Genomic DNA, 15,306 nt, shown 5'->3' with positions numbered 1-15,306 from the left:
GCGTTCTAGTCGGCGGGGTCGGTGAGGTGGCGCCCCCACCAGTCGAGGATGGCCGCGAACCGGGCGACGCGGTGGCTCGGCAGCCCCGACCGGGACAGCTCGTGGCCCTCACCGGGGAACAGGAGCAGCTCGGCGTCGGTGCCGTTGCGCCGCAGCGCGACGTACAGGCGCTGCCCCTGCTCCACGGGGCAGCGCCAGTCCTGCTCGGCGTGCACGACGAGCGTCGGCGTGCTGATCTTGTCCGCCCTCGCCAAAGGCGACTGCGCGGTGAGGCGCTGCGGCTCCCGGCCGAAGTAGCCGTCGAGGAAGTGCGGGCCGATGTCGCTCGAGCCGAGGAAGCTGTCGGGCGCGGCCAGCGCGCGCTCAACGATGGCGGCGGCGAACCGGTCCGTCTCGCCGAGCAGCCACGCGGTGAGGAAGCCGCCGTAGGAGCCACCCATGACCCCGACCCGCGTGGCGTCGAGGTCGGGTTCGGCGAGCGCCGCGTCGAGCAGCGCGAGCACGTCGTCGCGGTCGACACCGCCGAAGTCGCCGATGATCGCCCGGCCGTGGGCCCGCCCGTAGCCGGAGGAGCCTCGCGGGTTGCCGTAGACGACGGCGTAGCCGGCGCCGGCGATGACCTGCGTCTCGTCGTGGAGGGCGTAGCCGTACTGTGCGTGGGGTCCCCCGTGTATCTGCAGGACGACGGGGTGGGGGCCGGCCCCCGTGGGCTTCGTCACCCATCCGTGGACGGGGTAGCCGTCCGGTGCCGTCGCGGTGATCTCCTCCATGCCGCCAAGCGCGGCACTGCTCGCGAGCTCGACGCCGTGGTCGGTGAGGACCCGCTCGCCCTCGCCGGCCTGGATTCGCTTCCCCTCGCCGGTGAGGACCACGACCTCTCCGGCGCTCGTCGCGTCCGCGACCACCGCGGCCACCGTCCCCCCGCCCGCGGCGTACCCGAGCACCTGCCGGGGCCCCCCGACGACGACCTCGGGGTCGCCCGCGGCGTCGAAGCGGACGAGCTGGACCGCGCCGCGGTGCAGGCGCACGGTCGTCACGCCGCCGTCGGGATCGGTGATGAGCTGCTGCGCGCCGCGACCGCTGTGGTGGGCGACGTCGTGGCGCCCGGCGCCGGTCAGGCGCCGGGGCGGTGCCGAGCCGTCGGCGGGCACCGACCACAGCCCAACCGTGTCCCCGTGCGGCAGCTCCTCCGGCGCGGCGAAGACGACGTGCTCGCCGTCCGGCGTGAACGCGGGCCGGGCCAGGAGACGGCGCGTGTCGGTGATCGCGCGGGCGGCGTCCGGCTCGTCGGCACGGGCGACGAACACGTCGCTTGCCAGGTCGAGGTCACGGCCGGCGTGGCGCGCCGACACGAAGGCGACCGAGCGGCCGTCGGGATGCCAGGTCGGGTCGGCGTGGTCGAAGTCGCCACGCGTGAGCTGCAGGGGCTCGGCGCCGTCGACGAGCGCGTCGACGACGAACACGTGAGTGCGCCGGTCGATCGTGAAACCGACGTCGTCGATGCGGTACTTCAGGGTGGTGATCCGCCGCGGAGGCTCCTTCTCCGGCGGCACATCCGGGTCGGTGCCGTACCGGCCCTCCTCCGGCACCCGTGCGACGTAGGCGAGCCGCGTCGCGTCGGGGCTCCAGGCCAGCGCGCTCGCCCCGAGCGGGTGCTCGCTCACCTTCCGCGGCTCGCCGCCGTCGGCTGCCATGACGTGCACCTGCGCCGGTCCGTCGCCGCCGGCCCGCAGGAAGGCGATCCAGCGGCCGTCGGGGGAGAAGCGGGGGCTCGTGTCCCGAGGTCCGTGCGTGAACCGCCGGGGCGGGCCGCCGTCGACGGGCGCCACCCAGATGGTGCTGCGGTAGGCGTCCTCGTCGAGGTCGAGGCGGGTGAGGGCGTAGGCGACCCGGGTGCCGTCGGGCGCGACCGTCGGGTCGCCGGGCAGGCGCAGCAGGGCGAGATCGTCGGCGTGCATGGGCAGACGCTACCCACAGCGCCCGGCGCATGCCCGGTCCGCAGCGATCAGTGTCGCAGGGTGCCCGGACCGCGCGGCTCCTCGCTCACGCAGAGGATGACGAGGCGGTCCCCGCGCTGCAGGTCCCGGGCGCGCATCTCGGTGAAGGGCACCGTCTGGCCGTCGCGGATGGTCGCGACGACGAGCTCGCCGGCATCGACGAGCGGACGGCCCGCCTCGATCTCCTCGTCGCGGACGGAACGCTCGCCGATGTCGAGGCCCTCACCGGCGGTGAGGAGGTCCTCCACGACGTCGACGAGGCGGGGATGCTGGGTCGCCATGCCGAGAAGGCGCCCCGAGGCCTCCGCCGAGGTGATGACCGCATCGGCGCCGCCCTGTCGGAGCAGGTGGGCGTTCTCCTCCTCGCGGACGGCGGCGACGATCGCCGCGTCGGCGTTGAGCTCCCGGGCGGTGAGGGTGATGAGGACCGACGCCTCGTCGCGGTCCGGGGCCACGATCACCGCGCAGGCCACGGGCACCCCCGCCTCGTGGAGGACGGCGGCGCGTGCGGCGCTGCCGTGCACGGCAACGAGGCCCGCGGCGGTCGCCGCCTCGACCGCGTCCCGGCCCTCGTCGACCACGACGATGTCGGATCGCTCGACGCCGCGGCCGAGGAGGACGTCCACGGCGCTGCGTCCCTTCGTGCCGAAACCGCAGACGACGTAGTGGTCGCGCACCCGTTTCCTCCAGCGTTGCAGGCGAAGCGCCTCACGTGAGCGCTCGGTCAGGATCTCCAGGGTCGTGCCGACGAGCAGGATGAGGAACGCCACCCGTGCCGGGGTGACGATCAACGCGGTGAGCAGACGCGCCCGCGGGCTGGCGGGCGTGATGTCGCCGTAGCCCGTGGTGGTGATGCTGACCGTGGCGTAGTAGAGCGCGTCGAGCAGGCCGACCTCGCCGTCGACGTCGTCGGTGTAGCCGCCGCGGTCGGCGTAGACGACCGCCGCGATGAGCAGCACGAGCGCGATCGCCACGCCCACCCGTCGCGCCACCGCCGCCAACGGGCGGAGGTCGGCCCGGGGAAAGCGGACGGCGACAACCGTCCGGGTGGAGTGATCGTCTCGAGGCACCCGCGGAAGGCTAGTGCCGCGGACGGAGCCGTGCGACGGCTCGCCCCCGCGCCCGACCCCGCCCCACCTCTGGGTCGCGGCTGCGACGAGCGACGTTTCGCCGGCAGCGGCAGGTGGGTACGGGCGTCGCGCTGGACCCGTGCGAGGAGAGGCCATGCCGTTTCGTTCGCTCGGCCGGGCCATCGCGCGGTGGCCCGTCGTGCGCCAGGTCACCACCGGGGACGTCCTGGGGCGGGGGCAGGCGGCGCAGTCGCCGAGGTCGCAGGACCTGTCCTCCCTCCTCGTCGACGCCGACCGCGTCGTGCAGTCCGTGTGCCCGTACTGCGCGGTGGGTTGCGGCCAGCGGGTCTTCGTCAAGGACGACGGGGTCGTCCAGGTCGAGGGCGACTACGACAGCCCGATCTCGCGCGGCAGGCTCTGCCCGAAGGGCGCGGCGAGCAAGAACCTCGTCACGAGCGATCAGCGGCTGCGCACCGTGCGCTACCGGCGCCCGCACGCCACGGAATGGGAGGACCTCCCCCTCGACGAGGCGATGGACATGATCGCCGACCGGGTGATAGACGCACGCCGGCGTTACTGGCAGGACACCGACGAGCACGGGGTCCCCCTTCGGCGCACGACGGGACTCGCCTCGCTCGGAGGGGCGACGCTCGACAACGAGGAGAACTACCTCATCAAGAAGCTGTTCACCGCGCTCGGCGCGGTGCAGGTCGAGAACCAGGCCCGCATATGACACAGCTCGACGGTCCCCGGTCTGGGGACCTCCTTCGGACGGGGTGGCGCGACGTCGTTCCAGCAGGACCTCGCAAACGCTGACCTCATCGTCATCCAGGGCAGCAACATGGCCGAGTGCCATCCGGTCGGCTACCAGTGGGTCATGGAGGCCAAGCGCCGGGGTGCGACGGTCGTTCACGTCGATCCCCGGTTCACGCGCACGAGCGCGACGGCGGACCTCCACGTCCCCCTGCGGGCGGGCAGCGACATCGCCTTCCTCGGCGGCATCGTCAACTACGTCCTGTCCAACGAGGCGGACTTCCGCGAGTACGTCGTCGCGTACACGAACGCCGCGACGATAATCTCGGAGGACTTCCAGGACACCGAGGACCTCGACGGGGTCTTCTCCGGATGGAACCCCGAAACCGGCGCGTACGAGGACGTCTCCAGCTGGGCGTACGAGGGCATGACGGTGGCGAGCGCCGCCGGACGGCGAGAGCAGGAGGCGAGCACGCCGCAGAGCGTCGGCGCGCAGGGCTCGGAGGTCGAGGGCGCCGCTACGGCCGAGCGCGACCCGTCGCTGCAGCACCCGCGGTGCGTCTACCAGGTCCTGAAGAAGCACTTCCGCCGGTACACCCCGGAGCTCGTCGAGGAGACCTGCGGGGTGCCGAGGGAGCTGTTCCTGGAGGTCGCGAAGCTCCTCGTCGACAACAGCGGGCGCGAGCGCACCGCGGCGTTCTGCTATGCGGTCGGCTGGACGCAGCACACGGTCGGCGTCCAGTACATCCGCACCGCGGCGATCATCCAGCTGCTGCTCGGCAACATCGGCCGGCCGGGAGGCGGGATCATGGCGCTGCGCGGCCATGCGTCGATCCAGGGCTCGACGGACATCCCCACGCTCTACGACCTTCTGCCGGGCTACATCCCCATGCCCAACGCCCAGGGCTACGCGGACTACCGTGACTACGTGCGCCGCAACGCGGCGCCGACGGGTTTCTGGGGCGCGATGGACACCTACCTCGTGAGCTTGCTGAAGGCCTGGTGGGGGGACGCGGCGACGCCGGAGAACGACTTCTGCTTCGACTACCTGCCGCGGATCTCGGGTGACCACTCGACCTACCCGACGACGCTCGACATGCTCGACGGGAAGGTGGCCGGCTACTTCCTGTTCGGGGAGAACCCCGCGGTCGGCTCGGCGAACGGCCGGATGCACCGGCTCGCCCTGGCGGAGCTCGAGTGGCTCGTCGTGCGCGACCTGTTCGAGATCGAGAGCGCCGCGTTCTGGAAGGACGCCCCGGAGGTCGAGACCGGCGAGCTCGTGACGCAGCAGATCGCCACCGAGGTGTTCCTCCTGCCCGCCGCCGCCCACGTCGAGAAGGCGGGGACCTTCACGAACACCGAGCGGCTCCTGCAGTGGCGGTTCAAGGCCGTCGAACCCCGGGAGGACCAGCGCAGCGACCTGTGGTTCGTCTACCACCTCGGGCGCATCATCCGCGCCAAGCTCGCCGACTCCGACGACCCGCGGGACCGCGCGGTGCTCGACCTCACGTGGACCTATCCCCTCGAAGGCCGCTACGGCGACCCCGACCCCGAGGTGGTGCTGCTGGAGATCAACGGCTGGGACTGGGAGGGCAACCCCCTGTCGAGCTTCACCGAGCTGCAGGCGGACGGGTCCACGGCCTGCGGATGCTGGATCTACTGCGGCTGTTTCGCCGGCGGGCTCAACCAGACCGCGCGCCGCACACCCTGGCACGAGCAGGGCGACGCACCGCGGGAATGGGGCTGGGCGTGGCCGGCGAACCGCCGGATGCTCTACAACCGCGCGTCCGCCGACCCCCAGGGCAGGCCCTGGTCGGAGCGCAAGAGGTACGTGTGGTGGGACGAGGCCGAGGGGCGCTGGACCGGCCTCGACGTCCCCGACTTCCCGGTCACGAAGCCGCCGGGCTACCGCCCGCCCGAGGGCGCCACCGGGCCCGACAGCATCGCCGGGGACGAGCCGTTCATCATGCAGGCCGACGGGCGCGGCTGGCTGTTCGCGCCGTCGGGCCTGACCGACGGCCCGCTGCCCACCCACTACGAACCGCACGAGTCCCCGTTCGCCAACCGCCTCTACGGGCAGCGGGCGAACCCCGCGCGGGTGCGCTACACCGAACCGGTGAACCCCTACCACCCGGCCGACGGGCAGGCGTCGGGCGCCTACCCCTACGTCGTCACGACCTACCGGCTGACCGAGCACCACACCGCGGGGGGCATGAGCCGGATGGTCGGGCACCTCGCCGAGCTGCAGCCGGAGATGTTCTGCGAGGTGTCCCCCCAGCTCGCCAGGGAACGGGGTCTGCGCAACGGCCAGTGGGCGACGATCGTCACCGCCCGCACGGCGATCGAGGCACGCGTGCTCGTCACCGAGCGCCTCAAGCCCCTCGACGTGCAGGGCGCGACGGTGCACCAGGTCGGCCTGCCCTACCACTGGGGCGCGAACGGTCTGGTGACCGGAGACTCCGCGAACGACCTGTTCCCCGTCGTCGTCGACCCGAACGTGCATATCCAGGAGGCCAAGGCCGCCACCTGCGACATCGTCGCCGGCCGCCGCCCCCGGGGACCCGAGCTCCTGCAGCTCGTCGCGCGCTGGCCGGCCGAGCACGGGCGCCTGCGCGCCGCGCGCGCGGCGGCGGGGCCCGGGCAGGTCGACCGGTGAGGGGCAGGCGCATGCTCGGCGACCGCCCCGACCGCACCGGCAACGAGGCGACCGGCTACGCGCCCCTGCCGGTCGCGGGCGCGGCCTCCCGGGCGCCCGGGTACGCCGACGAGGACCGCCGTCCCCGCATGGCGTTCTTCACCGACACAACCGTGTGCATCGGGTGCAAGGCGTGCGAGGTCGCCTGCAAGGAGTGGAACGACGTCCCGGAGACGAAGTGGGACTTCACCGGGCACTCCTACGACAACACCGGTCACCTGTCGGCCGACGCGTGGCGCCACGTCGCCTTCATCGAGCAGCCCGCTCGGCTGCGGGGGGCCGAGCAGATAGCCCACACCGCGGCGATCGAGCACCACGCCCAGGACCTCGTGGCCGACGGCTTCCGGTGGCTCATGATGTCCGACGTCTGCAAGCACTGCACGACGGCGGGCTGCCTCGACAACTGCCCGACCGGTGCGCTGTTCAAGACGGAGTTCGACTCGGTCGTCGTGCAGCCCGACATCTGCAACGGCTGCGGCTACTGCGTCGTCGGCTGCCCGTACGGCGTCATCTCCCGGCGGGAGACGGACGGCAAGGCGTGGAAGTGCACGATGTGCTACGACCGGCTGCGCACCGGTGACCAGCCCGCCTGCTCGAAGGTCTGCCCGACCGACAGCATCAGCTTCGGCTCGCTCGACGCGATGCGCGAGATGGCCGAGACCCGTCTCGCGCAGGTCACCGCGATGGGCTTCGCCGGCGCGCACGTCTACGGCGACGGTGAGGACGACGCGGCGGGCGTCGACGGGACCGGGGCGCTGTTCCTGCTGCTCGACGAGCCGGAGGTGTACGGGCTGCCCCCGGACCCGGTCGTGGCGACCAAGCACCTGAAGTCGGAGTGGCTGTCGGCGCTCGGTGCGGCGGCGGCGCTGGCGCTCACCGTGGCCTCCGCGGTGGCCGGCGGTGCGCGGCGTCGATGAGCGAGGGTTCCGTGCCCACCCCATCGGTCGACCTCGGGGCCGGCGCGCCGGCGCAGCAGCTGAAGTCCCCGCGCGGGGCGATGGTCCCCCCCGCCGAGGTCCGCAGCTACCACGGGCGTCCGATCCTCCAGGCCCCCGCGTGGACGTGGGAGGTCCCGGTCTACGTCTTCGTCGGCGGGCTCGGCGGGCTGTCGGAGGCGCTCGCCGAGGCGGCGGAGCTGACCGGCAGGCGCGGGCTCGCACGGGCGGCCCGGCGAACCGCGGCGGCCGCCGCGCTGGCCGGCCCGCCGCTGCTCGTCGCCGACCTCGGCGTGCCGGGGCGGTTCCACCACATGCTGCGGGTCTTCAAGCCCACGTCGCCGCTGTCGGTCGGCTCGTGGATCCTCGCGGCGTTCTCCCCGGCGGCGGCGGCCGCGGCGGGCCTCGACGAGATCGGGCGCCTGCCGGGGCTGCGCCGTCTCGCCCAGCGGGTCGGCTCGGCGCTCGGGTTCGGCATGGCCACCTACACCGCGGTGCTGTTCGCGAACACCGCCGTCCCCGTGTGGCACGAGGCACGCCGGGAGCTGCCGTTTCTGTTCGGTGGCTCCGCCGCCGCATCGGCCGGGGCGGCGGCGCTGCTGCTCGCTCCCGAAGGGGAGCAGGAGCCGGCGCGGCGGCTCGCGCTCGCCGGCGCCGTAATCGAGCTCGGTGCCGAGGAGGTCATGGAGCGGCGTCTCGGGTCCCTCGCCGAGCCCTACCACGAGGGCGACGCCGGACGGTGGGCGAAGCTCGCCAAGTCGTGCACCGCGGCCGGTACCGCCCTCGTCGCGGCCGGGGGAGCCAACCGCTTGCCGCTGCGGCGGCTGGGCGCGGTCGCGCTGCTCGCCGGCTCCTTCTGTCAGCGCTGGGCGGTGTATCGGGCGGGCTTTCAGGGAACCGCCGACCCGAAGTACGTCGTCACCACCCAGCGCCGTCGGCTGGCCGAGACAGGGGACGCGAGCGGCGATGAACAACGAGCGGAGCACACCTAGCTGAAGCGCAGGCGCCACCGTGCCGGCGTCCGGCCGTCCATGGTCGAGCGAGCCTCTCGCGCCGTCGCGGCTGCCGCAAGACCGCAGCGGCCCGGAGCAACCGCCCGCTCAGGTCTGGCGGGACCCCCAGCGCCGCGCGCGGCGGCCGGCGCGACGCGCCTTGGCCTGCACGAAGCGCTGCGCGCGCCAGGCCCACATGAACTCCGTCGCAAGGATGGCAAAGCCCGACACGACCAGCAGGACGCCCGGTCCAGGCAGCAGGAGCATCACGAGTCCGAGCAGCACCACGGTGAAGCCGATCACCGTGACCACCACCCGCCGCGTATCCCAGCGGCGGTTCGCCAGCCTCACCCGGATGCGGTCCGTGTCGTCACCCATCGACCCCACGCTATCGGCTCGACCGCCACGAAGCCGCCGAACAAGATCCCCGCACTGCTGCGCGCCCTGGACGGGGGGTTCCGGGCAGGTCGCCGACGACGGGATCGTGGGCCGACGCGACGAGCTCGACGCCCTGCGCGCATGGCTCGATGCTGCCCGCCAGGGGGATGGCCGGCTCGTCCTCTGCCAGGTGAGCCGGGGATCGGCAAGACGCGCCTCGCCCAGGAGCTCGCCGGCGTCGCGCTCGCCGGGGGCACCGCCGTCGTGTGGGGACGGTGCGGGAGGCCGAGGGGGCGCCGGCCTTCTGGCCATGGCTCCAGGTACTCCGCTCGCTGGGGACTGACCACGACGTCCCCGTGGGGGTGACGTCGCGTCACCCGAGGACCGTTTCCGCTTCTTCGACGCCGTCACCCAGGCCCTGCGCGGCGCGGCGAACAGGACGGGCCTCCTCGTCATCCTCGACGACATCCATTGGGCGGACGAGCCGTCGCTGCGGCTCCTCGCCCACCTCGCCAACCACCTTCTCGGTGCGCGTCTGCTCGTGCTCGCTGCCTTCCGTCATCACGCGCCGGCGAGTGCGCTCCCCCGGGTCATGCCCGACCTGCTCCGGTCACCGGGAGTGCAGCGTCTCGACCTACGCGGGTTCGGCCTCGCGGAGGTGCGCGTTGTACTCGCCAGCGTCAGCGCGGCCGAGTCGGCGGCGGATCCCCGCGCGGTGCTCGAGGTGACCGCCGGCAACTCGCTGTTCGTCCGCGAGGTGGCAGCCGCGAGCGCGAACGGCACCTGGCTTCCGGACCGTCCGCCGCGGACGGTGCTCGACGTCGTGCCGGGGGCGGCTCGACCGTGTCTCGCCCGACTGCCGCAGGCTGGCGCAGGCGGCGGCCATCCTCGGACGTGACTTCTCGGTCGCGCTCCTCGCCGCGGTGCTCGACGCGCCCGTCGGGCAGTGCCTTCCCCTCATCGACGAAGCCGTCGAGCACGGCCTTCTCGACCGGGTGGGCGACGCAGGCGACTACCGGTTCGTGCACGCGCTCACCCGCGACGCTATCGCCGCGTCGCTGACCACCTCCGGACAGGCCGCGCTGCACCGCCGTGTCGCCGAGGCGATGGAACAACGGTTCGCCGCCAACCTCTCCGACCCCCTTGCCGACATCGCCTGGCACTGGTCGGTGCTCGCGCCCTACGGCGAGGCCGCAACCGCCCGCAGGTGGATGGTCCGCGCCGCCGCCGAGGCCGTCCGGCGCCTCGCCTACGAAGAGGGTGTCCGGCTCTACCGTGCAGCACTGAAGGTCGACGCTGCGGGGATGGGCGACGCCGAGCGCTGCGAGGTCCTCGTCGCGCTCGCGGCGCGTCGATGGAACCGATCACCGGCTGCCTGCGCGCCGGGCCTACCGGGAAAGTGTCCGCGCTCCGACTTCGCCTGCCAGTAGAACTCCGCACTCAACCGCCCGGAGCCGTCCCCCTTGCCCGATTCGTGCTTGTCATCTGCTGCGCGCAGGAGCACACTTTCGACCAGATCAGGCGTGCGGGCGCCGGGGGACGGTTCGGGAGCCGTCCACTGTCGACAGGAGGGGGACGCGCCATGCTCGAGCAGGGCTACTACGCAGCGGACAAGGACGCGCCGGCGAAGTTCGTGTTGCAGCGCGTGGACGGACGCGACGGCACGTACCTGCTGACGAACCAGTTCCGCTACGTGCACGAGGACGGGCGCATCTGGACCATCCCCGCCCGGCTCGAGGAGGAGTTCGAGACCGATCTCGCGTCGGTGCCCACGTTCGCGGCATGGCTGGTCCCCAAGGACGGGCGTCATACCCCGGCCGCACTCGTCCACGACGCGATGATCCTCGACCCCGGAGAGAAGCCGAACTACCTGGGCCCGCAGGTAGGCGCGGAGGAAGCCGACCGGATCTTCCGGGAGGCGATGCAGTACCTCGGCGTGAAGTTCCTGCGCCGGTGGGTCATGTGGGGCGCCGTCAGCGTGCGCACGCTGATGAAGGGCGAAGGGCGAAACCCGATCGCCGACCGCGTCCGCGTGATGGTCGGCCTGTTCGCGTTCAGCGTCATGGGACTGTTCCTCCTGCCTGCCGTCCTCGACTTCCCGACCCTTGCGAGCTACAGCTTCGTCCCCGACTCGATCCCGGGCCTGCGCGTCCTCGCGCGCGGGGTGAAGTTCCTCTGGGACGTCGAGGAGGCCACCTTCAGCCGGGAGCTGCTGCACTTTGCGGGCGTCGGCGGGCTCGGCACGCTGCTGTACGCCGCGACGTGGTTCAGGCGCTTCCGGTTCGGCCTCGTGCTCGGGCCGTCGCTCGCCCTGACGGCCTGGCCGATGGCCGTCGCGGTCGTCTCCTACGGGATCTACTGGCTCATCGAGGAGCTCATCGCCTTGCTGCTGCTCGTCTTCGGCCGGCGCAGGGAGCGCGTGCCGTCGTCCCGGGTCGTGCAGCGCCTGGCTGGCGGGTAGCAGAGGCAGCCGGGTGAGGAGGACAGAGGTCGTCGGTGTCGAGCGCGACTACGACAGCCCGATCTCGCGCGGCAAGCTCTGCCCGAAGGGAGCCGCGAGCAAGAACCTCGTCACGAGGACCTGCGGGCGCGGAAGGTGAGGTACCGCCGCCCGTACGCCACCGAGTGGGAGGAGATCGCCCTCGAAGAGGCGATGGGCATGATCGCCGACCGCGTCGTCGACGCGCGCCGCCGCTGACTGTTCGCCGCGGCGGCCGGCTAGCCGGCAGGGGTTTCGGGCCATGCCAGCCACGGCCGCCGACCTTCACCAGACCCAGCAGGTTCGTCCTCGTCGGCACCATCGGGCGGCGGATGTCGTGCTCACCGCCAAGAACTGGCTCGGGCCCCCGGCCGTGCACGCGTTCCCGGGCTGTGCCCCTTCGGGCACTGTTCATGGCGCCTTCGGACGGTGTTGCTGGCACCTGCGGCCTGCCGCGATGACACTGTCGCCCTGGACGCCGAGGTGCTATCCAGGAGCGCGATTGTTGCTGGCGCCCACGGAGGAGCTCATGCCGACTGCCGCGCGGGTCACCCGGCAAGCGCGAGCACCGGGGGTGTCGCAACCGCGCCCGCCGGCACGCCCGGGGATGCCCAGCCGGGGGGTCCTGCCCGAGTGGGTGCGCGCTGCGCGGCAGGGTGACAGGGCGGTGCGGGAAGGCGTGGCACTGCAGCTGCAAGGGACGGCCGGCAACCAGGCGGTCCAGCGGCTGCTCGCCCCAGCCGCCGCCTCGGGGGGCACGGCAAGCGTGCAGCGACGCGTCCTCGTCGTGTCGCCCCCCGCCGTGACCCCCACGGCCATGACCCGCGCGCAACGCCAGGCGTTCGTCCGGGGACGGTTCCCCCGCGGCCGGCAACGCCGGGTGGCGGCGCTCGTCCTCAGCGACATGGCAGCGGCCAGCGACCCGTTCACGTTCGCGACCGAGGACGAGCTGCAGAGCGAGCTCGTCAAGCGCGTGACGATGTCGGACGTGATGCAGAGCTCCCAGCGCGCCTCCCGCGGAGGCCTTCGCGCATTCGGCTATCCGTTCACCGGCCCGGCGCTCTACTGGGGACCGCGGGTCAACTTCACCGCGAAGGACTCGTGGCAGCCCCTGCCCCCCGACGACTACGACGAGCGCCGCGACCCGGCCAAGCGCGCAGAGATCCGTCGGCTTCCACGCGGGGAGCGGCACACCGTCTACGGCGACCCCGACGACTACAGCTGGCGGCTCACACCCACGGGCAGGACAGACCCGTGGGACGCGATCATGAACCTGTTCGTGCCGCAACCGCCCCACCGGCGCAGCCTGCTGCACTGCGACTACCTCGTGTCGCTGGTCCACTTCCGCGCGTTCATGGCCTCCCTCGGAAAGCCGGCGTTCAACGCGCGGATCGCGGCATTCGGCCCTGACCAGATCGAGCTGCGCTGGAACATGTTCGACGACCTCGACCTGCCCGCTGCAGGCCGGCCGGGTCTGGGAAGCCTGCAGCAGGTGGTGCCGTCGTCGCCGCGGGACCTCGTGATCGGCGACCACGTCTACTTCTGGAACCACCCCGGCTACGACGCCATCAACGAGAACGTCGGCAACGCCTGGCGCCTGGAGAACGCCGTGCTGATCAGGAGGCAGGAGGGCGAGGACATCTTCCTCGGGCACGGCTCGGGTCAGAAGACCGCCGGCCAGATGAAGACCAAGCTCGCCGCCGAGTACAACCGGGTCGCGAACATGGCGTTGCGGCTGGTCGAGCGGACCCGACGCGGCACCGCGGCGCAGCGCGCCTCCGCGCGCCAGGAGCTGGCCGACCGCTTCCCCAACGTCCATGAGGTGGGCGGACGCTGGCGCGTGCAGGGCGACGGCTTCGCCGGCCCCGTCGACGTCGAGCTGCGGCGCATCCGTGCCCGGGAGGTGCTCGGGCTGTACGACCCCTGGAGTCCCGGGAACATGTATCCCGTCCGCCGCCCCGCCGAATCAGCCTGAGCGCTGCCCGCCGCTGCCCGGGGCCGACTGGCCTGAGATCAGTCGCGGTTGCGGGCCTGATCCTCGTGCACGCCGGGCGCCGACGACCCCTCAGCGACGACGTGTCCGGCTTTCCGCTCGACCGCAGGCGACGATTCGCCAGCTGCTCGGGATGCGCAGCGGCATCCCGTACGGCACCCAGGTCTACGGTCTTGCCGAGGGACCGGACGAGGACCTGTATCACCGCCGGTCCCGGACGCTGAACCAGCAGCGAGGTGCTGGGCTTGTACGACCCGGGAACCCGGGGACTCTCTACCCGGTCCGCCGCCCCGCCGAGTCCCCTTGAGCCGCGCCCAGGGGTCGTCTAGCCCGCCTTGGCGATGATGCGCTCCATCGCCTCCTCGTCAAAGCCGCGCATGGAGCGGGTGCGGACGTTGCCGAGGGCTCCGACCTTCAGCAGCAGCGCAGTGGCGGTCTCCTCGTCCGGGAAGTCGACGACCGCGACGATGTCGCACTCGCCGACGGTCCACAGGAGCTCGCGCACCTGCCCGCCGTTGCTCTCGGCGAGGCTGCGGAACTCCCTCGCCCGCTTCACCGTGTCGGTGAAGCTGCGAATGCCCTGATCGGTCCAGTTGATGAGCGATACGTACGTGACCATGCCCTGCCCCCTTGCCTCCGCCGCATCGGCACGCCGGTGCTTTCTGCGCAGCTCACGGCGGTTCGTCGCTCCATCTTCGGACCTGCGCGAGCCCGGTTCCAGTGGGGCAAGCCGGACAACCCGACGTGGTCCCGGCCCCGCCGCAACCGAGTGCTCCCGATCGTCCGCCGGGGTACGAGTCCTACTCGGCGACCCGCCCTGCCCGTCGGGCTGGGACGCCAGGCGCTCATCCCCTCGCCGGTCCTCGCCGGTCCTCGCCGAGACCGATCACCTGCTGCGCAAGCGCACCCCGCTCTTAAGTCTGCTGCGTCGCCCCGCCCGTGCAGGCTCACGCCGATGTGCCGGCGGCACGGGGTCAGCTCGACAACTCCGGCAGTCCTTGGAAAGGCGTCGACGCCTCGGCGTAGAGCTTGACGGGGATGCGCCCCGCGCGGCGGGCGAGACGCCCGGCGCGCACCGCGGCGCGCATCGCCTCGGCCATCATCGCCGGCTCCTGGGCGCGGGTGACCGCGCTGGCGAGCAGCACCCCGTCGCAGCCGAGCTCCATGGCCAGGGCGGCGTCGCTGGCGGTGCCGATGCCGGCGTCGAGGATCACCGGGACGCCGGCGCGCTCGACGATCATGGCGAGGTTGGCGCGGTTGCGGATCCCCCCGCCCGATCCGATCGGCGAGCCGAGCGGCATGACCGCCGCGCAGCCGACCTGCTCGAGGCGGCGGGCGACGACCGGGTCGTCGCCGCAGTAGGGCAGGACGACGAAGCCGTCGTCGACGAGCTGCTCGGCGGCGTCGAGCAGCTCGACGGGGTCGGGCAGCAGCGTGCGGTCGTCACCGATCACCTCGAGCTTCACCCAGTCGGTCGACAGGGCCTCGCGGGCCAGCCGGGCGGTCGTCACCGCGTCGCGGGCGGTGAAGCACCCGGCGGTGTTGGGCAGGACCCGCACGCCGCAGCGGTCGAGGACGTCGAGGACCGAGCCCTTCGCCGCGGGGTCGACGCGGCGCAGCGCCACCGTCGCCATCGCGGTGCCGGAGGCGACGACCGCCTGCTCGAGCGCCTCCAGGCTCGACGCCCCGCCGGTGCCGAGGACGAGCCGCGAGGACAGCTTCTCGCCGGCGATGACGAGCGGGTCCTCGTCGGTCGGGGGGTCGCCGGCGCCGCCCTGGATGGCGGCGAGCAGCTCGACGCGGTCACCGTCGGCGACGGGGGTGGTGGCCCACGCGCGGCGGGGCACGACCTCGCCGTTGACCGCGACGGCGATGCGGTCGCCAGCGGCCGCCGGGCCGTGCTCGGCGACGAGGTCCGCGACGGTCGCGCCGTCGGGTACGGCGCGGTCCTGGCCGTTCACGACAACGTTCATCGGATCGCCTCGATGGCGAAGCGGGCGGGGGAGAAGGGGGC

General features: G+C 72.8%; 13 protein-coding genes and 1 pseudogene. 8 read left to right on the top strand and 6 right to left on the bottom strand.

Annotation, left to right across the window (positions count from 1 at the left end; translation table 11 throughout):
- Window positions 1–5: 5 nt before the first annotated feature.
- Both VM324_05695 and VM324_05690 read right to left on the bottom strand, forming a co-directional pair.
- Window positions 6–1,958, bottom strand: coding sequence for a S9 family peptidase (locus VM324_05695; protein ID HVL98764.1), 1,953 nt, complete (start codon window positions 1,956–1,958; stop codon window positions 6–8).
- Window positions 1,959–2,005: 47 nt separating this feature from the next.
- Window positions 2,006–3,067: an NAD-binding protein gene (locus VM324_05690; protein ID HVL98763.1), complete on the bottom strand. Its 1,062-nt coding sequence runs from the start codon at window positions 3,065–3,067 to the stop codon at window positions 2,006–2,008.
- A 154-nt stretch (window positions 3,068–3,221) separates the two neighbouring features.
- On the opposite strand from VM324_05690, the gene fdh reads away from it, so the two are divergent.
- Genes fdh through nrfD form a run of 3 tightly spaced genes read left to right on the top strand, consistent with a single transcriptional unit; the run spans window position 3,222 to window position 8,442 of the window.
- A complete protein-coding gene (fdh, locus tag VM324_05685; GenBank protein ID HVL98762.1) occupies window positions 3,222–6,476 on the top strand; it encodes a formate dehydrogenase in 3,255 nt (1,084 codons plus the stop codon).
- An 11-nt stretch (window positions 6,477–6,487) separates the two neighbouring features.
- On the top strand, window positions 6,488–7,432 hold the full coding sequence (locus VM324_05680) for a 4Fe-4S dicluster domain-containing protein (protein HVL98761.1): 945 nt from the start codon (window positions 6,488–6,490) through the stop codon (window positions 7,430–7,432).
- An 11-nt stretch (window positions 7,433–7,443) separates the two neighbouring features.
- Window positions 7,444–8,442, top strand: coding sequence for an NrfD/PsrC family molybdoenzyme membrane anchor subunit (gene nrfD, locus VM324_05675; GenBank protein ID HVL98760.1), 999 nt, complete (start codon window positions 7,444–7,446; stop codon window positions 8,440–8,442).
- 108 nt (window positions 8,443–8,550) lie between these two features.
- On the opposite strand, the gene VM324_05670 is transcribed toward nrfD, so the two are convergent.
- Window positions 8,551–8,820, bottom strand: coding sequence for a PGPGW domain-containing protein (locus VM324_05670; GenBank protein HVL98759.1), 270 nt, complete (start codon window positions 8,818–8,820; stop codon window positions 8,551–8,553).
- A gap of 373 nt (window positions 8,821–9,193) precedes the next feature.
- The gene (locus VM324_05665; GenBank protein ID HVL98758.1) at window positions 9,194–9,382 is read right to left on the bottom strand and encodes a hypothetical protein; all 189 of its coding nucleotides are present in this window, start codon (window positions 9,380–9,382) and stop codon (window positions 9,194–9,196) included.
- A gap of 30 nt (window positions 9,383–9,412) precedes the next feature.
- On the opposite strand from VM324_05665, the gene VM324_05660 reads away from it, so the two are divergent.
- The 5 genes and pseudogenes from VM324_05660 (at window position 9,413) to VM324_05640 (ending at window position 13,274) form a co-directional block, all read left to right on the top strand.
- Entirely contained in the window at window positions 9,413–9,718 is a 306-nt protein-coding gene (locus VM324_05660; GenBank protein HVL98757.1) for a hypothetical protein, read from the top strand.
- A gap of 25 nt (window positions 9,719–9,743) precedes the next feature.
- The gene (locus VM324_05655; GenBank protein HVL98756.1) at window positions 9,744–10,250 is read left to right on the top strand and encodes a hypothetical protein; all 507 of its coding nucleotides are present in this window, start codon (window positions 9,744–9,746) and stop codon (window positions 10,248–10,250) included.
- A gap of 152 nt (window positions 10,251–10,402) precedes the next feature.
- Window positions 10,403–11,281, top strand: coding sequence for a DUF1353 domain-containing protein (locus VM324_05650; GenBank protein ID HVL98755.1), 879 nt, complete (start codon window positions 10,403–10,405; stop codon window positions 11,279–11,281).
- A gap of 25 nt (window positions 11,282–11,306) precedes the next feature.
- Window positions 11,307–11,515: pseudogene (locus tag VM324_05645) on the top strand (hypothetical protein).
- 289 nt (window positions 11,516–11,804) lie between these two features.
- Window positions 11,805–13,274, top strand: coding sequence for a hypothetical protein (locus VM324_05640; GenBank protein HVL98754.1), 1,470 nt, complete (start codon window positions 11,805–11,807; stop codon window positions 13,272–13,274).
- A 343-nt stretch (window positions 13,275–13,617) separates the two neighbouring features.
- On the opposite strand, the gene VM324_05635 is transcribed toward VM324_05640, so the two are convergent.
- Window positions 13,618–13,911: a GYD domain-containing protein gene (locus VM324_05635; protein ID HVL98753.1), complete on the bottom strand. Its 294-nt coding sequence runs from the start codon at window positions 13,909–13,911 to the stop codon at window positions 13,618–13,620.
- 355 nt (window positions 13,912–14,266) lie between these two features.
- The gene (gene thiS / locus VM324_05630; protein HVL98752.1) at window positions 14,267–15,265 is read right to left on the bottom strand and encodes a sulfur carrier protein ThiS; all 999 of its coding nucleotides are present in this window, start codon (window positions 15,263–15,265) and stop codon (window positions 14,267–14,269) included.
- Between the last annotated feature and the right edge of the window lie 41 nt (window positions 15,266–15,306).

It is taken from the genome of Egibacteraceae bacterium, assembly GCA_035540635.1.
Classification (GTDB): Bacteria; Actinomycetota; Nitriliruptoria; order Euzebyales; family Egibacteraceae; genus DATLGH01.
The sequence above is the reverse complement of the archived record's forward strand: the minus strand, read 5'-3'. Positions and strand labels throughout refer to the sequence as shown.